Genomic DNA, 16400 nt, shown 5'->3' with positions numbered 1-16400 from the left:
CCGAAACCCCTATCTGCTGACGCAGGTAGGGGTTTTGTTTTGCCCGCAGGAAAGACCATTTGTGTTTCTATGCAACGGTCTTGCGCATCGCTATCATGCGGGCCTCATTATCAGGTGCAGTTTGCATGCTCACGTTGCTTAAACTTCTGAAAGATGGCCGCTTCCACTCGGGTCAGGCGCTGGGTACTGCGCTGGGTATCAGTCGTAGTGCTGTATGGAAGCAGTTGCAGCACCTGGAGGCGGAGTTAGGGCTATCTGTTCATAAGGTTCGAGGTAGAGGTTATCAGCTGGCTAAGCCGCTGCTGCTTTTGGACTCGGCTGAGATTAGCGCCAAAGAGTCCTGTGAGTGGCCCATCCATATATTTGACTCCATTGATTCGACCAACGCTGAAGCGCTTCGCGCCATAGAGCGTGGAATGGGTGCGCCATTTATGATTTTGGCCGAGCGACAGACAGCCGGTCGTGGTCGTCGTGGTCGCAAGTGGGTGAGTCCGTTTGCCGACAATCTTTACCACAGTCTGGTGCTGCGAATTGATGGTGGCATGCGCCAAATTGAGGGGCTCAGCCTGGTTGTGGGGCTTGCAGTTATGCACGCCTTGCATGATATGGGGATCGCGGGGGCTGGGCTGAAGTGGCCTAACGATGTCCTGGTAGGTGATAAGAAAATCGCGGGCATCTTGCTTGAATTGGTGGGGGATCCAGCAGACGTTTGCCACGTTGTTCTCGGCGTAGGGATTAATGTGAATATGCGGTCGACCGATGAGGTCGACCAGCAATGGACGTCCATGTGCCTTGAGGCGGGCAGGGATTTTGATCGAAACGAGCTGGTTGGACGGTTGGCCGCGAAGTTTCAGCATTACCTCAGGCTCCACCAGGTGTCGGGTTTCTCCGCGATCCAGGAGGAATGGGAGCGATACCATCTGTGGCAGGGGCGGAATGTTTCCCTGATTGCCGGTATCAACCAGGTTGACGGGGTTGTGATGGGCATTGATCGTCAGGGCGCGCTGCGTTTGAAGGTAGATGGCGTGGAAAAAATCTTTAGCGGTGGTGAGCTCAGTTTGAGGTTGCGTGATGATTCTTGAGCTCGATTGCGGCAATAGCTTTATCAAGTGGCGTGTCCTTGACTTCGACGGCGTAACACCGATCGAAGGAGGGGTGGTTGGTACCGATAGTGCCCTGCTGGCAAGCTTGAGTGACGCCGATAAATTTAAGCTCAAGAAATGCCGTCTCGTTAGCGTGAGGACTCCGCAAGAGACGGATTCGTTGGTTGCTCTACTAATTGATGTTTTTGGAGTGTCTGTCTCACGCGCTGTGCCTGTTCGGGAGTTGGCCGGTGTTAAGAACGGTTACAACGATTACGAGCGGCTAGGGCTCGATCGATGGTTGGCTTTGCTTGGGGGCTTCCATCTTGCTTCGGGAGCCTGCCTGGTGCTCGATTTCGGTACGGCCGTTACAGCGGATTTCGTGGCTGCGGACGGTGAGCATCTAGGGGGGTTCATTTGTCCTGGTATGCCTTTGATGCGTAATCAGTTGCGCACTCATACCCGACGGATTCGCTATGACGATACGGCTGCCGAGCGGGCTCACGAGAGCCTCGCCCCTGGTCGCGAGACTGTAGAGGCGGTGGAGCGCGGTTGCATGCTCATGCTCAGAGGATTTGTCCTGACTCAGCTTGAACTGGCTAAAGAATATTGGGGGAACGACTTCGTAGTATTTCTCACGGGAGGAGATGCCAATTTGGTATCCGGTGTTGTGCCTGATGCCAAGGTAGTGCCTGATCTGGTTTTTGTTGGTTTGGCGATGGCCTGTCCTTTGTCTTGAGGTTCCTATGCGGTGGCTTTTTCTGCTGTTGGTGGTTTTGAATGTCTTTTATTACGTCTGGCATCAACAGGAGGCTCCGCTTCGGGCAAAAGATGTGACTCCGTTGAGTTTGTACCGGGGCTCGCAGCAGGATATTCATCTCTTGAGCGAAACGGCAGATGCGCTTGTAAGGCGGGATTCAGGCAAGTCTGCTGGCCGAGGCGCATGTGTTTATCTTGGTGGCTTCACCCGGATTGAAATGGCGCGCCAGCTGGAGCAGCGGCTCGCGGCATCCGGGATCGCGGCTCGCTCCATTGCGCAGAGCTCACCGAATCTGCCTGAGGGAGAAGGATTTTGGGTTCTGATTTCGCCAGATAGCGCGATGAAGGTGAATGAAACGCTGCTTCAAAACCTTTCTAAAGAATTCAATGAGTTAAAACATAAAATAATGCCCTGTGAGGGGGTTGCACCCGCAGGGTAGTTTGCATAGAATGGCGCCCGCTTCGCAGCGAAGGCCTTTAATGGCTAGCGCCACGAAGCGGCGTCAACGCAGCTAACCTCAGGTTTTTTATGAGAAAATGCTTGACAGAAGGCTGGCATGATATAGAATGCCGGCTCGCTTAGGAGGGGTTCCCGAGCGGCCAAAGGGATCAGACTGTAAATCTGACGTCTACGACTTCGAAGGTTCGAATCCTTCCCCCTCCACCAGTTTTAGCGTGAGCTGCAAGCTCCGCGGGTATAGTTTAGTGGTAGAACCTCAGCCTTCCAAGCTGATGATGCGGGTTCGATTCCCGCTACCCGCTCCAAGTTTGCAGGTTGTGCATAGTGTTTCGCTCTTGTAGCTCAGTTGGTAGAGCACACCCTTGGTAAGGGTGAGGTCAGCGGTTCAAATCCGCTCAAGAGCTCCATATAACAAGGCAGATATGAAAATATCTGCCTTTGTTTTAATGGTTTGTGTGACTTGCTAAATTCTTCTCCTAGGGGTGATTTCGATGGCTAAGGAAAAGTTCGAACGTAATAAGCCGCACGTCAACGTTGGTACCATTGGTCACGTCGACCACGGTAAAACCACGCTGACCGCTGCTCTGACCCGTGTCTGCTCCGAAGTTTTCGGTTCGGCCAAGGTTGACTTCGACAAGATCGACAGCGCCCCGGAAGAGAAAGCTCGCGGTATCACCATCAACACCGCTCACGTTGAATACGATTCGGCCGTGCGTCACTACGCACACGTTGACTGCCCAGGTCACGCCGACTACGTAAAAAACATGATCACTGGTGCTGCCCAGATGGATGGCGCGATCTTGGTTTGCTCGGCCGCTGATGGTCCGATGCCACAAACCCGTGAGCACATCCTGCTGTCCCGTCAGGTAGGCGTTCCGTACATCGTTGTCTTCCTGAACAAGGCTGACATGGTTGACGACGCTGAGCTGCTGGAACTGGTTGAGATGGAAGTGCGCGATCTGCTGAGCACTTACGACTTCCCAGGTGATGACACTCCAATCATCATCGGTTCGGCTCTGATGGCTCTGAACGGCCAAGACGACAACGAAATGGGCACCACCGCTGTCAAGAAGCTGGTGGAAACTCTGGACAGCTACATCCCAGAGCCAGAGCGTGCTATCGACAAGCCGTTCCTGATGCCAATCGAAGACGTATTCTCGATCTCCGGTCGCGGTACTGTTGTGACTGGTCGTGTTGAGCGTGGCATCGTCCGCATCCAGGAAGAAGTTGAGATCGTCGGTCTGCGCGACACTCAGAAAACTACCTGCACCGGCGTTGAAATGTTCCGCAAGCTGCTCGACGAAGGTCGTGCTGGCGAGAACTGCGGCGTACTGCTGCGCGGCACCAAGCGTGACGACGTTGAGCGTGGCCAGGTTCTGGTCAAGCCAGGCACCGTCAAGCCGCACACCAAGTTCACTGCAGAAGTTTACGTTCTGAGCAAGGAAGAAGGCGGCCGTCATACTCCGTTCTTCAAAGGCTACCGTCCACAGTTCTACTTCCGTACAACTGACGTGACCGGTAACTGCGAGCTGCCAGAAGGCGTTGAAATGGTAATGCCAGGTGACAACATCCAGATGACTGTCACTCTGATCAAGACCATCGCGATGGAAGACGGTCTGCGTTTCGCTATCCGTGAAGGCGGTCGTACCGTCGGCGCTGGCGTCGTAGCCAAAGTCATCGAGTAAGTCTCTTGTAGAGTCAGCTTGATGAGTTGAAGAGCCCCCGCCTAGCGGGGGCTTTTTTATTGGGTTGACACCTATCAGGGGCGTCTATAGAATTGCGCCTCCTTTTAACGGGCGTATTGCGCTCGGTGGGAATAGCAGCCGGAGTCTGAAATCCAATGCAAAATCAGCAAATCCGTATCAGGTTGAAGGCTTTTGACCATCGCCTGATCGACCAATCCACCCAGGAAATCGTGGAAACCGCGAAACGTACTGGTGCTCAAGTGCGTGGTCCAATTCCACTGCCTACCCGTAAAGAGCGGTTCACCGTTCTGGTCTCCCCGCACGTCAACAAAGACGCGCGTGACCAGTACGAGATCCGTACTCATAAGCGCGTTCTGGACATCGTCCAGCCAACGGATAAAACCGTTGATGCACTTATGAAGCTTGATCTTGCGGCCGGTGTGGAAGTGCAGATCAGCCTCGGCTAAGACTCGGTCTTGGTCGTGTAACGCTCTGAAATGGGCGGCCATAGCGGGTGAAAGCCCCGTACACTCATGAGGTTTACAACATGACTATTGGTGTAGTCGGTCGTAAATGCGGTATGACCCGTATTTTCACCGAAGAAGGTGTCTCCATTCCGGTCACGGTCATTGAGATCGAGCCGAATCGCGTCACCCAGTTCAAAACTGAAGAGACCGATGGCTATCGTGCAGTGCAAGTCACTGTCGGCGAGCGTCGTGCTTCGCGTGTAACAGCTGCTCAAGCTGGCCACTTCGCCAAGGCGAACGTTGCCGCTGGTCGTACCGTAATGGAATTCCGCCTTGAAGAAGGCGAGTACCAGGCCGGCGATCTGATCAACGCTGAAATCTTCGCTGCTGGTCAACTGGTTGATGTAACCGGTCAGTCCAAGGGTAAAGGCTTCCAGGGTACGATCAAGCGTTGGAACTTCCGCGGGCAAGATAACACCCACGGTAACTCCGTATCCCACCGCGTTCCAGGCTCTATCGGCCAGTGCCAGACTCCTGGTCGTGTATTCAAGGGCAAAAAAATGTCCGGTCATATGGGCGCTGAGCGCGTGACCGTGCAGTCCCTCGAAGTAGTGCGCGTGGACGCTGAACGCAATCTGTTGTTGGTCAAGGGCGCTGTTCCTGGCGCTACTGGCGGCAACTTGGTTGTACGTCCAGCAGCCAAGGCTCGCGGTTAAGGGGAAGCTGACATGCAATTAAATGTAAATGACGCTCAAGCGATCGAAGTTTCCGAACTGACATTTGGCGGCGAATTCAACGAGACGCTGGTTCACCAAGCAGTCGTGGCCTACATGGCTGGCGGCCGTCAAGGTAGCAAGCAGCAAAAGACCCGTTCCGACGTTTCTGGTGGCGGTAAGCGCCCATGGCGTCAGAAAGGTACTGGCCGTGCTCGTGCCGGTACTATCCGTAGCCCAATCTGGCGTGGCGGCGGTACCACTTTTGCAGCTCGTCCTCAGGATCACTCCCAGAAGCTGAACAAGAAGATGTATCGCGCAGCAATGCGTTCCATCCTTGCTGAGCTGGTGCGTACTGATCGTCTGGTCGTGGTTCAGGACTTCGCTGTTGAAGCACCGAAAACCAAAGATCTGCTGAACAAGCTGAACGGCATGGGCCTGACTGACGTCCTGATCGTGTCTGACGCTGTTGATCAGAACCTGTACCTGGCTGCTCGCAACCTGCCACACGTTGATGTTCGTGACGTGCAAGGTTCCGATCCGGTCAGTCTGATCGCATACGACAAGGTGTTGATCACCGTGTCGGCCGTGAAGAAATTCGAGGAGCTGCTGGGATGAACCAGGAACGCGTATTTAAAGTTCTGCTTGGCCCGCACGTTTCCGAGAAGGCTACGGTTCTGGCAGACAAGAAAGGCCAGTTCGTTTTCAAGGTTGCTACCGACGCAACCAAGCTGGAAATCAAGAAGGCCGTCGAAAGCCTGTTCAGCGTGAAAGTAGAGCGCGTTACTACCCTGAATGTTCTGGGTAAGAGCAAGCGCACTGCTCGCGGTCTGGGCAAGCGTAATGACTGGAAGAAGGCAGTTATCTCCCTTCAGCCAGGCCAAGATCTCGATTTCAGCAGCAGTGCTGAGTAAGGAAGGGGTGCATCATGGCAATCGTTAAATGCAAACCGACTTCCCCTGGCCGCCGTTTTGTGGTCAAGGTGGTCAACCAGGAGCTGCATAAAGGCGCTCCTCACGCACCGCTGCTCGAGAAAAAATCGAAGTCTGGTGGTCGTAACAACAATGGCCGTATTACCACTCGTCACATCGGTGGTGGTCATAAGCAGCATTATCGTCTGGTCGACTTCCGTCGCAACGACAAGGATGGCATCGCTGCCACCGTCGAGCGTATCGAATACGATCCAAACCGTACTGCTCACATCGCTCTGCTGCTGTACGCAGATGGCGAGCGTCGCTACATCATCGCCCCTAAAGGCGTGAGTGCTGGCGACCAGCTGATCGCAGGTGCTTTGGCACCGATCAAGCCGGGCAACGCTCTGCAGCTGCGTAACATTCCAGTTGGTAGCACCGTACACGGCATCGAATTGAAGCCAGGTAAAGGCGCACAGATCGCTCGTTCCGCTGGTGCTTCGGCTCAGTTGATCGCTCGTGAAGGTGTCTACGTGACCCTGCGTCTGCGTTCTGGTGAGATGCGTAAAGTACTGGCTGAGTGCCGTGCGACCCTGGGCGAAGTCTCGAACTCCGAGCACAGCCTGCGTTCGTTGGGTAAAGCTGGTGCCAAGCGCTGGCGTGGCGTTCGCCCAACCGTTCGTGGTGTTGCCATGAACCCGGTTGACCACCCACATGGTGGTGGTGAAGGTCGTACCTCTGGTGGTCGTCATCCGGTATCGCCATGGGGCTTCCCGACTAAGGGCGCGAAGACTCGTGGTAATAAGCGTACCGACAAAATGATCGTCCGTCGTCGCAAGTAAATAGAGGGATACGACAGTGCCACGTTCTCTGAAAAAAGGTCCTTTTATTGATCTTCACCTACTGAAGAAGATCGAAGTGGCGGCGGAAAAGAACGATCGCAAACCAGTTAAGACCTGGTCGCGTCGTTCGATGATCCTGCCACAAATGGTCGGTCTGACCATCGCAGTACACAACGGTCGCCAACACGTCCCAGTTCTCGTTAACGAAGACATGGTCGGCCACAAACTGGGCGAGTTTGCCGGTACCCGCACATACCGTGGGCACGTGGCTGACAAGAAAGCCAAGCGTTAAGGGGTAAGGAAATGGAAGTAGCCGCTAAGTTGTCGGGCGCTCGAATCTCCGCCCAGAAAGCCCGCTTGGTCGCCGACCAGATCCGCGGGAAGAAGGTGGGCGAAGCGCTCAACCTGTTGGCTTTCAGCAGTAAGAAAGCCGCCGAGATCATGAAGAAAGTGCTGGAGTCGGCCGTAGCCAACGCCGAGCATAACGAAGGCGCAGATGTTGATGACCTGAAGGTCAGCACCGTTTTCGTCAACGAAGGGCGTTCGCTGAAGCGCATCATGCCACGTGCCAAAGGCCGTGCTGATCGCATCGTCAAGCGGTCTTGCCATATCACTGTCAAGGTTGCTGACAAGTAACGGAGTCGAAGAGATGGGTCAGAAAGTACATCCCATTGGCATTCGCCTGGGAATCGTCAAGGAGCACACCTCCGTCTGGTACGCAGACGGTCGGACTTATGCGGACTACTTGTTCGCTGATCTGAAGGTGCGTGAGTATCTCCAAGACAAACTAAAAAGCGCGTCCGTAAGCCGTATCGATATCCATCGTCCGGCGCAGACTGCACGCATCACCATCCACACTGCTCGTCCAGGTATCGTTATCGGGAAGAAAGGTGAAGATGTTGAGAAGCTGCGTCAGGACCTGACCAAGCAAATGGGTGTGCCTGTGCACATCAATATCGAAGAGATCCGCAAGCCGGAGCTCGACGGTATGCTGGTTGCGCAGAGCGTAGCTCAGCAGCTGGAGCGTCGTGTAATGTTCCGTCGCGCTATGAAGCGCGCTGTACAGAACGCAATGCGCATTGGTGCCAAAGGCATCAAAATCCAAGTGAGCGGTCGTCTCGGCGGTGCTGAAATCGCACGTACTGAATGGTATCGCGAAGGTCGTGTGCCACTGCACACCCTGCGTGCCGACATCGACTATGCCAACTACGAAGCTCACACCACCTACGGTGTGATCGGTGTAAAGGTTTGGATCTTCAAAGGCGAAGTAATTGGTGGTCGCCAAGAAGAGCTGAAGCCACAAGCACCAGCGCCTCGTAAAAAAGCTGCTAAGTAAGGGGTACGCCAAATGTTGCAACCAAAGCGTACGAAGTTCCGCAAGCAGATGACCGGTCACAACCGTGGCCTGGCATTGCGCGGTAGCAAAGTCAGCTTCGGCGAGTTCGCGCTGAAGTCTGTTGCTCGTGGTCGTCTCACCGCTCGTCAGATCGAGTCAGCGCGTCGTGCTCTGACCCGTCACGTAAAACGTGGCGGCAAGATCTGGATCCGTGTATTCCCGGACAAGCCTGTCACCAAGAAGCCACTCGAAGTTCGGATGGGTAAAGGTAAGGGTAACGTGGAGTACTGGGTTGCCCAGATTCAGCCAGGCAAAGTCCTGTATGAAATCGAGGGTGTTTCTGAAGAGCTGGCGCGTGAGGCTTTCGCCCTGGCTGCTGCAAAGCTGCCGCTCGCCACCTCCTTTGTTAAACGGACGGTGATGTGATGAAAGCGAATGAACTTCGTGAAAAATCAGCACAGCAGCTGAACGAGCAACTGCTCGGCCTGCTGCGCGACCAGTTCAATCTGCGTATGCAGAAAGCAACTGGCCAGTTGGGGCAGTCTCATCTGCTCTCGCAAGTTAAGCGTGACATCGCTCGCGTGAAAACTGTGCTCAACCAGCAGGCAGGTAAGTAATCATGGCTGAAGCCGAAAAAACTGTCCGTACGCTGACTGGCCGTGTTGTCAGCGACAAGATGGACAAAACCATCACCGTTCTGATCGAGCGTCGCGTTAAGCACCCGATCTACGGTAAATACGTTAAGCGTTCGACTAAGCTGCACGCGCACGACGAAACCAATCAGTGCCACATCGGCGACAAAGTCACTATTCGTGAAACTCGTCCGATGGCCAAGACCAAGTCTTGGGCGCTGGTTGATGTTCTCGAACGCGCTGTGGAAGTCTAAGGGCTAGGGGTCGGAGAAATTATATGATTCAGACTCAATCCATGCTCGATGTGGCCGATAACAGCGGCGCTCGCCGTGTTATGTGCATCAAGGTGCTGGGTGGCTCCCATCGTCGTTACGCTGGTATTGGTGACATCATCAAAGTTACCGTCAAGGAAGCAATTCCTCGCGGTAAGGTGAAAAAAGGCCAAGTGATGACTGCTGTTGTAGTCCGCACTCGCCACGGTGTTCGTCGCGCTGACGGCTCCATCATCCGCTTTGATGGCAACGCTGCTGTTCTGTTGAACAACAAGCAAGAGCCAATCGGCACCCGTATCTTTGGGCCAGTGACCCGTGAGCTTCGTACTGAGAAGTTCATGAAGATCGTCTCGCCCCAGAAGTGCTGTAAGGAGATCCGACATGCAAAAGATTCGTCGTGACGACGAGATCATCGTGATCGCCGGCAAGGACAAGGGTAAGCGCGGTAAGGTGCTGAAGGTTCTCGCTGACAACCGTCTGGTTGTTGGTGGCTTGAACCTGGTCAAGCGCCATACCAAGCCTAACCCGATGTCGGGCGTACAGGGCGGTATCGTCGAGAAAGAAGCGCCACTGCACGCTTCCAACGTCGCCATTTTCAACGGCGAAACCAACAAGGCTGACCGCGTTGGTTTCAAAGTAGAAGACGGTAAGAAAATTCGTGTCTTCAAGTCGACCCAAAAAGCGGTTGATGCTTGAACACTGCTAGGTAGAAGACCATGGCACGACTAAAAGAGATTTACCGGAAGGAAATCGCACCGAAGCTTAAGGAAGAACTTAAGCTTTCGAACGTGATGGAAGTTCCGCGCGTTACCAAAATCACCCTGAACATGGGTCTGGGCGAAGCGATCGGCGACAAAAAAGTCATCGAGCACGCTGTTGCTGACCTGGAAAAGATCACCGGTCAGAAAGTCGTTGTGACTTACGCTCGGAAATCCATCGCTGGCTTTAAAGTCCGTGAAGGTTGGCCGATCGGCGTCAAAGTGACCCTGCGCCGTGAGCGTATGTACGAGTTCCTGGATCGTCTGCTGTCGATCTCCCTGCCTCGGGTTCGCGACTTCCGCGGCCTGAATGCCAAGTCCTTCGATGGTCGTGGTAACTACAGCATGGGCGTTAAAGAGCAGATCATTTTCCCGGAAATCGATTACGACAAGATCGACGCTCTCCGCGGTCTGGACATTACCCTGACCACCACTGCTCGGACGGATGACGAAGGTCGCGCACTGCTGCGCGCTTTCAAATTCCCGTTCCGCAACTGATTGGAGTAGGAAAATGGCCAAGAAGAGCATGAAAAACCGTGAGCTGAAGCGTCAGCTCACCGTTGCCAAGTACGCCACCAAGCGTGCAGCGCTGAAAGCTATCATCGTTGATCTGAACGCAAGTCCAGAAGCGCGCTGGGAAGCTACCGTAGCACTGCAGAAGCAGCCACGTGATGCAAGCGCTTCGCGCATGCGTAACCGCTGCCGCCTGACTGGTCGTCCGCACGGCGTGTACCGCAAGTTCGGCCTCGGCCGTAACATGCTGCGTCAAGCTGCAATGCGTGGTGACGTTCCAGGTCTGGTTAAAGCCAGCTGGTAAGCACTGTCAATGTCTCGGTGTTCGGGGTCGCAAGATCCTGACCGCCGGTGACCTTGAACTTGAATCAAGCCCCTTTTGGGGCTTGATTCATTTGTGGGGTGTGTCTAGAATACCCGGCTCGCCTGAGCCCGTGCTTTTATCGCGCGGATGTACTCGGCGACACGTAGTAGCCGAAAGGCTAATTTTTTGTGTATTAGGAGCGTCTAGCCCATGAGTATGCAGGACCCGTTAGCGGACATGCTAACTCGTATCCGTAATGCCCAGATGGCTGAAAAGTCCGTCGTAAGCATGCCATCTTCTACTTTGAAGGTAGCTGTTGCCAAAGTCCTGAAGGACGAAGGTTACATTGCGGGTTATCAGATCAGCAGCGAAATCAAGCCACTGCTGTCCATCGAGCTGAAGTACTTCGAAGGCCGTCCGGTCATCGAGGAAGTGAAGCGCGTTAGCCGTCCAGGCCTGCGTCAGTACAAGTCCGTCGAGGATCTGCCAAAAGTTCGTGGCGGTCTCGGTGTGTCTATCGTCTCCACCAACAAGGGTGTGATGACGGATCGTGCTGCGCGCGCTGCCGGTGTCGGCGGCGAAGTTCTTTGCACTGTGTTCTAAGGGGGGATAAGCATGTCACGCGTCGCTAAGAACCCCGTTAAGCTGCCAGCCGGTGTCGAAGTCAAATTCGCAGGCCAACAGCTTTCGGTGAAGGGTGCCAAGGGCACTCTGCAACTGAACATCCATTCGTCCGTTGAGATTGTTGAAGAAGCTGGTGAGCTGCGTTTCGCTGCTCGCAATGGCGATCAACAGACTCGCGCAATGGCTGGTACCACTCGTGCGTTGGTAAACAACATGGTCCAAGGCGTAAGCCAAGGCTTCGAGCGCAAGCTCCAGCTGGTCGGTGTTGGTTACAAGGCGCAAGCAAAAGGCACAGTGCTGAACCTGGCTCTTGGCTTCTCGCACCCAGTGGATTATGAACTGCCGGAAGGCATCACCGCTGAGACTCCTAGCCAGACCGATATCCTGATCAAGGGCATCGACAAGCAGCTGGTAGGTCAAGTGGCCGCCGAGATCCGCGACTTCCGTCCACCAGAGCCGTACAAAGGCAAAGGTGTGCGCTACGCGGACGAAGTCGTCCGTCGTAAAGAAGCCAAGAAGAAGTAGGGCATAGCAAATGACCGACAAAAAAGTTACTCGACTGCGTCGCGCTCGCAAAGCACGCCTGAAAATGCACGAACTCGAAGTCGTGCGTCTCTGCGTGTTCCGCTCGTCGCAGCACATCTACGCCCAGGTCATTTCGGCCGACGGCAACAAAGTCCTGGCAAGTGCCTCGACTTTGGATAAAGAACTGCGTGATGGCGCCACTGGCAACATCGACGCGGCCACTAAGGTTGGCCAGCTGGTCGCTACGCGTGCTAAAGCCGCTGGCGTCTCGCAGGTGGCTTTCGACCGCTCTGGCTTCAAGTACCACGGCCGCGTCAAGGCGCTGGCTGATGCTGCTCGTGAAGCTGGGCTGGAGTTCTAAGTTATGTCAAATAACGACCAAAAGCGCGACGAAGGCTACATCGAGAAGCTGGTTCAAGTTAACCGCGTAGCCAAAACCGTTAAAGGCGGCCGTATCTTCACTTTCACCGCGTTGACCGTGGTTGGTGATGGTAAAGGGCGTGTTGGCTTCGGCCGTGGCAAGTCGCGTGAAGTGCCTGCTGCGATCCAGAAGGCAATGGAAGCTGCTCGCCGCAACATGATCCAGGTTGATCTGAACGGCACCACTCTGCAGTACGCAATGAAGTCCGCCCATGGCGCTTCGAAGGTGTACATGCAGCCTGCTTCTGAAGGTACCGGTATCATCGCTGGCGGCGCTATGCGTGCTGTCCTCGAGGTTGCTGGCGTTCAGAACGTTCTGGCCAAGTGCTACGGCTCGACTAACCCAGTAAACGTGGTTCACGCCACTTTCAAGGGTTTGAAAGCAATGCAGTCTCCTGAATCCATTGCCGCCAAGCGTGGCAAAAGCGTCAAGGAGATCTTCTGATCATGGCTACCGTAAAAGTTACGCTGATCAAAAGCATGACCGGCCGCATCCCTAACCACAAACTGTGCGTTAAGGGTTTGGGTCTGCGTCGCATCGGTCACACTGTAGAGGTCCTGGATACTCCCGAGAATCGCGGGATGATCAACAAGGCCTACTACATGCTGCGTGTAGAGGGTTAATCGATGAAACTCAATGATCTGAGTCCAGCGCCGGGTTCCCGTCGCGAAAAGCATCGTCCGGGCCGTGGTATCGGTAGTGGTTTGGGCAAGACCGGTGGCCGTGGCCACAAAGGTCAAACCTCCCGCTCCGGTGGCACCATTGCTCCAGGCTTTGAAGGCGGTCAACAGCCGCTGCATCGTCGCCTGCCGAAGTTCGGTTTCGTTTCCCTGAAGGCCATGGATCGCGCAGAAGTGCGTCTGTCCGAGCTGGCTAAAGTGGATGGCGACATCGTCACCGTGCAGTCCCTGAAGGATGCCAACGTGATCAACCAGAACGTACAGCGTGTGAAAATCATGCTGTCGGGCGAAGTTGCTCGCGCTGTCACCATCGGAAAGGGAATCGGCGCCACCAAAGGTGCGCGTGCGGCTATCGAAGCAGCTGGCGGCAAGTTCGAGGAATAAATGGCTAAGCAAGGTGCTCTCTCTGCGCTCGGCAAAGGCGGTATGTCTGAACTCTGGGCTCGTCTGCGTTTTCTGTTCCTGGCGATTATCGTCTACCGAATAGGCGCACACATCCCGGTTCCAGGTATCAACCCGGACCGACTCGCGGACCTGTTTCGACAGAATGAGGGGACCATTCTTAGCTTGTTCAACATGTTTTCCGGCGGTGCGCTGGAACGGATGAGTATCTTTGCTCTGGGGATCATGCCGTACATCTCGGCATCGATCATCATGCAACTGATGACCGCCGTCAGCCCACAGCTGGAACAGTTGAAGAAGGAAGGTGAAGCTGGCCGTCGCAAGATCAGCCAGTACACCCGCTACCTCACCGTCGTCCTTGCTCTTGTCCAGGCTGTTGGCATGTCCATCGGTCTGGCAGGGCAAGGCGTAGCGTTCACTGGTGACTTTGGCTTCCATTTCGTCGCAGTAACCACGTTTGTGGCGGGTGCGATGTTCATGATGTGGCTGGGTGAGCAGATTACTGAGCGTGGTGTTGGCAACGGTATCTCGATGTTGATTTTCGCAGGTATCGTCGCCGGTCTTCCGAGAGCGATCGGGCAGTCTTTCGAGTCTGCGCGTCAGGGTGACATCAACATTTTTGCCCTGGTTGCGATCGGTTTGCTGGCAGTAGCGATTATCGGTTTCGTGGTGTTCATTGAGCGTGGTCAGCGTCGTATTGCTGTTCACTACGCCAAGCGTCAGCAGGGCCGCAAGGTATTTGCTGCGCAGACTAGCCACTTGCCGCTGAAGGTGAATATGGCCGGTGTTATCCCGGCTATTTTTGCGAGCAGCATTTTGCTGTTCCCGGCTTCGCTGGGTGCCTGGTTTGGTCAGTCTGAAGGTATGGGCTGGCTGCAGGACATCTCGCAGTCGATCGCTCCTGGTCAGCCGTTGAATATTCTGCTGTTTAGTGCAGGGATTATTTTCTTCTGCTTCTTCTATACGGCGTTGATGTTCAATCCGAAAGACGTAGCGGAAAACCTGAAGAAGTCCGGTGCCTTTATTCCGGGTATCCGTCCAGGCGAGCAGTCGGCGCGCTACATTGATGGCGTTTTGACTCGTTTGACCTTGTTCGGTGCTCTCTATATGACGGCCGTCTGCTTGCTTCCCCAGTTCCTGGTGGTTGCGGCAAACGTTCCGTTCTACCTTGGCGGGACCTCGTTGCTGATCGTGGTCGTGGTTGTGATGGACTTCATGTCCCAAGTACAATCGCACCTCGTTTCGCACCAGTACGAATCCCTGATGAAGAAAGCCAACCTGAAGGGCTACGGCAGCGGCATGTTGCGCTGAGTAGCGTCCATAAGGTTCGAGGAGTTGGTGATGAAAGTTCGTGCATCGGTGAAAAAGCTGTGCCGTAACTGCAAGATTATTCGCCGCGAAGGCGTTGTTCGGGTAATTTGCAGCGCGGAACCGCGTCACAAACAGCGCCAAGGCTGAGTGTGATTGTGCTTTAAGCCCGGCAGCTAGTGCGCTGCCGGGTTGATTATTTGTTATTACAGCGATATTATCTCGCGCCCTATTTCTTGGCTTCCGGGGCGTAGGTAGCTGTCAATTGGAGTCCCACTGAATGGCCCGTATTGCAGGCGTTAACATTCCAGATAACAAGCATACTGTTATCTCGCTGACCTACATCTATGGTGTTGGTCGCACTACTGCACAGAAAATTTGTGCAGTGTCTGGGGTAAACCCAGCGGCAAAGATCAAAGATCTGAGCGACGAGCAGATTGAACAGCTGCGTGGCGAAGTGGCGAAGTTCACCACTGAAGGTGACCTGCGTCGCGAAATCAACATGAAAATCAAGCGCTTGATGGACCTCGGTTGCTATCGCGGTCTGCGTCATCGTCGTGGTCTTCCAGTACGCGGTCAGCGTACCAAGACCAACGCGCGTACCCGTAAAGGTCCGCGTAAGCCGATCCGCAAGTAATCGCCCCAGCGAATCGACAGGAATTTAATCATGGCAAAACCTGCTGCTCGTCCTCGTAAAAAAGTTAAAAAGACAGTGGTTGATGGCATCGCCCACATCCATGCTTCTTTTAACAACACCATCGTGACCATTACCGACCGTCAAGGTAACGCTCTTTCCTGGGCAACCTCCGGTGGTTCGGGTTTCCGCGGTTCCCGCAAGTCCACCCCGTTCGCTGCTCAAGTAGCTGCTGAGCGTGCTGGTCAAGCTGCGCTGGAATACGGTCTGAAAAACCTCGACGTTAACGTCAAGGGTCCAGGTCCGGGTCGTGAATCCGCAGTCCGCGCTTTGAACGGCTGTGGCTACAAGATCGCCAGCATCACCGACGTGACGCCAATCCCGCACAACGGGTGCCGTCCGCCGAAGAAGCGCCGCGTGTAATCCAGGAGATTGTAAAGAATGGCTCGTTACATTGGTCCAAAATGCAAACTCGCTCGTCGCGAAGGCACCGATCTCTTTCTGAAGAGCGGCGTGCGCGCGATCGAATCGAAGTGCAACATTGAAGCAGCACCTGGTATCCACGGCCAACGCCGCGGTCGCCAGTCCGATTACGGCACCCAACTGCGTGAAAAGCAGAAGGTCCGTCGTATCTACGGCGTTCTCGAGCGTCAATTCAGCGGCTACTACAAAGAAGCAGCTGGCAAGAAGGGCGCAACCGGCGAAAACCTGTTGCAACTGCTCGAATGCCGTCTGGACAACGTTGTATACCGTATGGGTTTCGGTTCTACTCGTGCCGAATCCCGTCAGCTGGTATCGCACAAGTCGATCAGCGTTAACGGTCAGACCGTAAACGTTCCGTCCTACCAGGTTCGTGCTGGTGACGTGGTTGCTGTTCGCGAGAAAGCAAAGAACCAACTTCGCATTGTCCAAGCTCTCGATCTGTGTGCCCAACGTGGCCGCGTAGAATGGGTAGAAGTAGACACTGAGAAGAAGTCGGGCGTTTTCAAGAACGTTCCTGCTCGCAGTGATCTGTCCGCCGACATCAACGAAAGCCTGATTGTCGAGCTCTACTCCAAGTAAGGGCTAGAAA

General features: G+C 54.6%; 30 protein-coding genes and 3 tRNA genes. All 33 read left to right on the top strand.

What is annotated here, in order from left to right:
- Window positions 1–125 precede the first annotated feature (125 nt).
- The 33 genes from birA to rpsD all read left to right on the top strand — a co-directional run bounded on the left by birA (window position 126) and on the right by rpsD (window position 16390).
- Window positions 126–1082, top strand: coding sequence for a bifunctional biotin--[acetyl-CoA-carboxylase] ligase/biotin operon repressor BirA (gene birA / locus GSM73_RS20560; protein ID WP_047230554.1), 957 nt, complete (start codon window positions 126–128; stop codon window positions 1080–1082).
- On the top strand, window positions 1072–1821 hold the full coding sequence (locus GSM73_RS20555; RefSeq protein WP_047230553.1) for a pantothenate kinase: 750 nt from the start codon (window positions 1072–1074) through the stop codon (window positions 1819–1821). Before birA ends, GSM73_RS20555 begins: the two co-directional genes overlap by 11 nt.
- A 7-nt stretch (window positions 1822–1828) precedes the next feature.
- Entirely contained in the window at window positions 1829–2281 is a 453-nt protein-coding gene (locus GSM73_RS20550; protein WP_160893673.1) for a hypothetical protein, read from the top strand.
- Window positions 2282–2423: 142 nt separating this feature from the next.
- Window positions 2424–2508, top strand: a tRNA-Tyr gene (locus GSM73_RS20545).
- Between the two features lie 24 nt (window positions 2509–2532).
- A tRNA-Gly gene (locus GSM73_RS20540) sits at window positions 2533–2606 on the top strand.
- Between the two features lie 26 nt (window positions 2607–2632).
- Window positions 2633–2708: transfer RNA gene (locus GSM73_RS20535), tRNA-Thr, on the top strand.
- 84 nt (window positions 2709–2792) lie between these two features.
- A complete protein-coding gene (gene tuf / locus GSM73_RS20530; protein WP_003186103.1) occupies window positions 2793–3986 on the top strand; it encodes an elongation factor Tu in 1194 nt (397 codons plus the stop codon).
- 155 nt (window positions 3987–4141) lie between these two features.
- Window positions 4142–4453 (top strand): 30S ribosomal protein S10, encoded by a 312-nt coding sequence (gene rpsJ, locus GSM73_RS20525; RefSeq protein WP_003186070.1) that lies wholly within the window; start codon window positions 4142–4144, stop codon window positions 4451–4453.
- A gap of 80 nt (window positions 4454–4533) precedes the next feature.
- Window positions 4534–5169, top strand: a complete 636-nt coding sequence (rplC, locus tag GSM73_RS20520) for a 50S ribosomal protein L3 (protein ID WP_003186059.1) — start codon at window positions 4534–4536, stop codon at window positions 5167–5169.
- 12 nt (window positions 5170–5181) lie between these two features.
- Complete coding sequence (gene rplD, locus GSM73_RS20515; RefSeq protein ID WP_003186057.1) at window positions 5182–5784, top strand: 50S ribosomal protein L4; 603 nt, start codon at window positions 5182–5184, stop codon at window positions 5782–5784.
- Window positions 5781–6080, top strand: coding sequence for a 50S ribosomal protein L23 (gene rplW, locus GSM73_RS20510; protein ID WP_002555488.1), 300 nt, complete (start codon window positions 5781–5783; stop codon window positions 6078–6080). The genes rplD and rplW overlap by 4 nt, the downstream gene beginning before the upstream one ends.
- Before the next feature lie 14 nt (window positions 6081–6094).
- Window positions 6095–6919, top strand: coding sequence for a 50S ribosomal protein L2 (gene rplB / locus GSM73_RS20505; RefSeq protein WP_003186055.1), 825 nt, complete (start codon window positions 6095–6097; stop codon window positions 6917–6919).
- Between the two features lie 16 nt (window positions 6920–6935).
- Window positions 6936–7211, top strand: a complete 276-nt coding sequence (gene rpsS, locus GSM73_RS20500) for a 30S ribosomal protein S19 (protein WP_002555486.1) — start codon at window positions 6936–6938, stop codon at window positions 7209–7211.
- A gap of 11 nt (window positions 7212–7222) precedes the next feature.
- Window positions 7223–7555: a 50S ribosomal protein L22 gene (gene rplV / locus GSM73_RS20495; protein ID WP_003103908.1), complete on the top strand. Its 333-nt coding sequence runs from the start codon at window positions 7223–7225 to the stop codon at window positions 7553–7555.
- 13 nt (window positions 7556–7568) lie between these two features.
- The gene (gene rpsC / locus GSM73_RS20490; RefSeq protein WP_003176422.1) at window positions 7569–8255 is read left to right on the top strand and encodes a 30S ribosomal protein S3; all 687 of its coding nucleotides are present in this window, start codon (window positions 7569–7571) and stop codon (window positions 8253–8255) included.
- A gap of 12 nt (window positions 8256–8267) precedes the next feature.
- Complete coding sequence (gene rplP / locus GSM73_RS20485) at window positions 8268–8681, top strand: 50S ribosomal protein L16 (protein WP_003186052.1); 414 nt, start codon at window positions 8268–8270, stop codon at window positions 8679–8681.
- On the top strand, window positions 8681–8872 hold the full coding sequence (rpmC, locus tag GSM73_RS20480) for a 50S ribosomal protein L29 (protein ID WP_002555481.1): 192 nt from the start codon (window positions 8681–8683) through the stop codon (window positions 8870–8872). The genes rplP and rpmC overlap by 1 nt, the downstream gene beginning before the upstream one ends.
- Window positions 8873–8874: 2 nt before the next feature.
- The gene (gene rpsQ, locus GSM73_RS20475) at window positions 8875–9141 is read left to right on the top strand and encodes a 30S ribosomal protein S17 (protein ID WP_003194644.1); all 267 of its coding nucleotides are present in this window, start codon (window positions 8875–8877) and stop codon (window positions 9139–9141) included.
- 23 nt (window positions 9142–9164) lie between these two features.
- Window positions 9165–9560: a 50S ribosomal protein L14 gene (gene rplN / locus GSM73_RS20470; RefSeq protein ID WP_160893671.1), complete on the top strand. Its 396-nt coding sequence runs from the start codon at window positions 9165–9167 to the stop codon at window positions 9558–9560.
- Window positions 9541–9855 (top strand): 50S ribosomal protein L24, encoded by a 315-nt coding sequence (gene rplX, locus GSM73_RS20465; RefSeq protein WP_003186046.1) that lies wholly within the window; start codon window positions 9541–9543, stop codon window positions 9853–9855. Before rplN ends, rplX begins: the two co-directional genes overlap by 20 nt.
- 20 nt (window positions 9856–9875) lie before the next feature.
- Window positions 9876–10415 carry a 50S ribosomal protein L5 gene (gene rplE / locus GSM73_RS20460; RefSeq protein WP_003186044.1) on the top strand — a complete coding sequence of 180 codons (540 nt, stop codon included), beginning with the start codon at window positions 9876–9878 and terminating at the stop codon, window positions 10413–10415.
- Between the two features lie 13 nt (window positions 10416–10428).
- On the top strand, window positions 10429–10734 hold the full coding sequence (gene rpsN / locus GSM73_RS20455) for a 30S ribosomal protein S14 (protein WP_003186042.1): 306 nt from the start codon (window positions 10429–10431) through the stop codon (window positions 10732–10734).
- Between the two features lie 210 nt (window positions 10735–10944).
- A complete protein-coding gene (rpsH, locus tag GSM73_RS20450; protein WP_017848802.1) occupies window positions 10945–11337 on the top strand; it encodes a 30S ribosomal protein S8 in 393 nt (130 codons plus the stop codon).
- Between the two features lie 12 nt (window positions 11338–11349).
- The gene (gene rplF / locus GSM73_RS20445; RefSeq protein ID WP_003186039.1) at window positions 11350–11883 is read left to right on the top strand and encodes a 50S ribosomal protein L6; all 534 of its coding nucleotides are present in this window, start codon (window positions 11350–11352) and stop codon (window positions 11881–11883) included.
- A 10-nt stretch (window positions 11884–11893) separates the two neighbouring features.
- Window positions 11894–12244: a 50S ribosomal protein L18 gene (gene rplR, locus GSM73_RS20440; protein ID WP_003186037.1), complete on the top strand. Its 351-nt coding sequence runs from the start codon at window positions 11894–11896 to the stop codon at window positions 12242–12244.
- A gap of 3 nt (window positions 12245–12247) precedes the next feature.
- Entirely contained in the window at window positions 12248–12748 is a 501-nt protein-coding gene (gene rpsE, locus GSM73_RS20435; RefSeq protein ID WP_003186035.1) for a 30S ribosomal protein S5, read from the top strand.
- Between the two features lie 2 nt (window positions 12749–12750).
- Complete coding sequence (gene rpmD / locus GSM73_RS20430; RefSeq protein WP_003186033.1) at window positions 12751–12927, top strand: 50S ribosomal protein L30; 177 nt, start codon at window positions 12751–12753, stop codon at window positions 12925–12927.
- A 3-nt stretch (window positions 12928–12930) separates the two neighbouring features.
- Window positions 12931–13368, top strand: coding sequence for a 50S ribosomal protein L15 (gene rplO / locus GSM73_RS20425; RefSeq protein ID WP_003186032.1), 438 nt, complete (start codon window positions 12931–12933; stop codon window positions 13366–13368).
- Complete coding sequence (secY, locus tag GSM73_RS20420; RefSeq protein WP_047229771.1) at window positions 13369–14697, top strand: preprotein translocase subunit SecY; 1329 nt, start codon at window positions 13369–13371, stop codon at window positions 14695–14697.
- 30 nt (window positions 14698–14727) lie between these two features.
- Window positions 14728–14844 (top strand): 50S ribosomal protein L36, encoded by a 117-nt coding sequence (gene rpmJ, locus GSM73_RS20415; protein WP_002555468.1) that lies wholly within the window; start codon window positions 14728–14730, stop codon window positions 14842–14844.
- Between the two features lie 130 nt (window positions 14845–14974).
- Window positions 14975–15331, top strand: a complete 357-nt coding sequence (gene rpsM, locus GSM73_RS20410; RefSeq protein ID WP_047229770.1) for a 30S ribosomal protein S13 — start codon at window positions 14975–14977, stop codon at window positions 15329–15331.
- Between the two features lie 30 nt (window positions 15332–15361).
- Window positions 15362–15751: a 30S ribosomal protein S11 gene (rpsK, locus tag GSM73_RS20405; protein ID WP_002555466.1), complete on the top strand. Its 390-nt coding sequence runs from the start codon at window positions 15362–15364 to the stop codon at window positions 15749–15751.
- Window positions 15752–15769: 18 nt separating this feature from the next.
- Complete coding sequence (rpsD, locus tag GSM73_RS20400) at window positions 15770–16390, top strand: 30S ribosomal protein S4 (RefSeq protein ID WP_003176404.1); 621 nt, start codon at window positions 15770–15772, stop codon at window positions 16388–16390.
- Window positions 16391–16400: the final 10 nt, after the last annotated feature.

It is taken from the genome of Pseudomonas sp. PICF6, from assembly GCF_009831705.1.
Lineage (GTDB): Bacteria > Pseudomonadota > Gammaproteobacteria > Pseudomonadales > Pseudomonadaceae > Aquipseudomonas > Aquipseudomonas rhizophila.
Note: the sequence above shows the minus strand (reverse complement) of the source record. Positions and strands in the feature narration are given on the sequence as shown.

Bases quoted from the DNA above. Each gene is read 5' to 3' on its own strand.
- birA (WP_047230554.1), top strand. From the start codon at position 126: ATGCTCACGTTGCTTAAACTTCTGAAAGATGGCCGCTTCCACTCGGGT.
- GSM73_RS20555 (WP_047230553.1), top strand. From the start codon at position 1,072: ATGATTCTTGAGCTCGATTGCGGCAATAGCTTTATCAAGTGGCGTGTC.
- GSM73_RS20550 (WP_160893673.1), top strand. From the start codon at position 1,829: ATGCGGTGGCTTTTTCTGCTGTTGGTGGTTTTGAATGTCTTTTATTAC.
- tuf (WP_003186103.1), top strand. From the start codon at position 2,793: ATGGCTAAGGAAAAGTTCGAACGTAATAAGCCGCACGTCAACGTTGGT.
- rpsJ (WP_003186070.1), top strand. From the start codon at position 4,142: ATGCAAAATCAGCAAATCCGTATCAGGTTGAAGGCTTTTGACCATCGC.
- rplC (WP_003186059.1), top strand. From the start codon at position 4,534: ATGACTATTGGTGTAGTCGGTCGTAAATGCGGTATGACCCGTATTTTC.
- rplD (WP_003186057.1), top strand. From the start codon at position 5,182: ATGCAATTAAATGTAAATGACGCTCAAGCGATCGAAGTTTCCGAACTG.
- rplW (WP_002555488.1), top strand. From the start codon at position 5,781: ATGAACCAGGAACGCGTATTTAAAGTTCTGCTTGGCCCGCACGTTTCC.
- rplB (WP_003186055.1), top strand. From the start codon at position 6,095: ATGGCAATCGTTAAATGCAAACCGACTTCCCCTGGCCGCCGTTTTGTG.
- rplV (WP_003103908.1), top strand. From the start codon at position 7,223: ATGGAAGTAGCCGCTAAGTTGTCGGGCGCTCGAATCTCCGCCCAGAAA.
- rpsC (WP_003176422.1), top strand. From the start codon at position 7,569: ATGGGTCAGAAAGTACATCCCATTGGCATTCGCCTGGGAATCGTCAAG.
- rplP (WP_003186052.1), top strand. From the start codon at position 8,268: ATGTTGCAACCAAAGCGTACGAAGTTCCGCAAGCAGATGACCGGTCAC.
- rpmC (WP_002555481.1), top strand. From the start codon at position 8,681: ATGAAAGCGAATGAACTTCGTGAAAAATCAGCACAGCAGCTGAACGAG.
- rpsQ (WP_003194644.1), top strand. From the start codon at position 8,875: ATGGCTGAAGCCGAAAAAACTGTCCGTACGCTGACTGGCCGTGTTGTC.
- rplN (WP_160893671.1), top strand. From the start codon at position 9,165: ATGATTCAGACTCAATCCATGCTCGATGTGGCCGATAACAGCGGCGCT.
- rplX (WP_003186046.1), top strand. From the start codon at position 9,541: ATGCAAAAGATTCGTCGTGACGACGAGATCATCGTGATCGCCGGCAAG.
- rplE (WP_003186044.1), top strand. From the start codon at position 9,876: ATGGCACGACTAAAAGAGATTTACCGGAAGGAAATCGCACCGAAGCTT.
- rpsN (WP_003186042.1), top strand. From the start codon at position 10,429: ATGGCCAAGAAGAGCATGAAAAACCGTGAGCTGAAGCGTCAGCTCACC.
- rpsH (WP_017848802.1), top strand. From the start codon at position 10,945: ATGAGTATGCAGGACCCGTTAGCGGACATGCTAACTCGTATCCGTAAT.
- rplF (WP_003186039.1), top strand. From the start codon at position 11,350: ATGTCACGCGTCGCTAAGAACCCCGTTAAGCTGCCAGCCGGTGTCGAA.
- rplR (WP_003186037.1), top strand. From the start codon at position 11,894: ATGACCGACAAAAAAGTTACTCGACTGCGTCGCGCTCGCAAAGCACGC.
- rpsE (WP_003186035.1), top strand. From the start codon at position 12,248: ATGTCAAATAACGACCAAAAGCGCGACGAAGGCTACATCGAGAAGCTG.
- rpmD (WP_003186033.1), top strand. From the start codon at position 12,751: ATGGCTACCGTAAAAGTTACGCTGATCAAAAGCATGACCGGCCGCATC.
- rplO (WP_003186032.1), top strand. From the start codon at position 12,931: ATGAAACTCAATGATCTGAGTCCAGCGCCGGGTTCCCGTCGCGAAAAG.
- secY (WP_047229771.1), top strand. From the start codon at position 13,369: ATGGCTAAGCAAGGTGCTCTCTCTGCGCTCGGCAAAGGCGGTATGTCT.
- rpmJ (WP_002555468.1), top strand. From the start codon at position 14,728: ATGAAAGTTCGTGCATCGGTGAAAAAGCTGTGCCGTAACTGCAAGATT.
- rpsM (WP_047229770.1), top strand. From the start codon at position 14,975: ATGGCCCGTATTGCAGGCGTTAACATTCCAGATAACAAGCATACTGTT.
- rpsK (WP_002555466.1), top strand. From the start codon at position 15,362: ATGGCAAAACCTGCTGCTCGTCCTCGTAAAAAAGTTAAAAAGACAGTG.
- rpsD (WP_003176404.1), top strand. From the start codon at position 15,770: ATGGCTCGTTACATTGGTCCAAAATGCAAACTCGCTCGTCGCGAAGGC.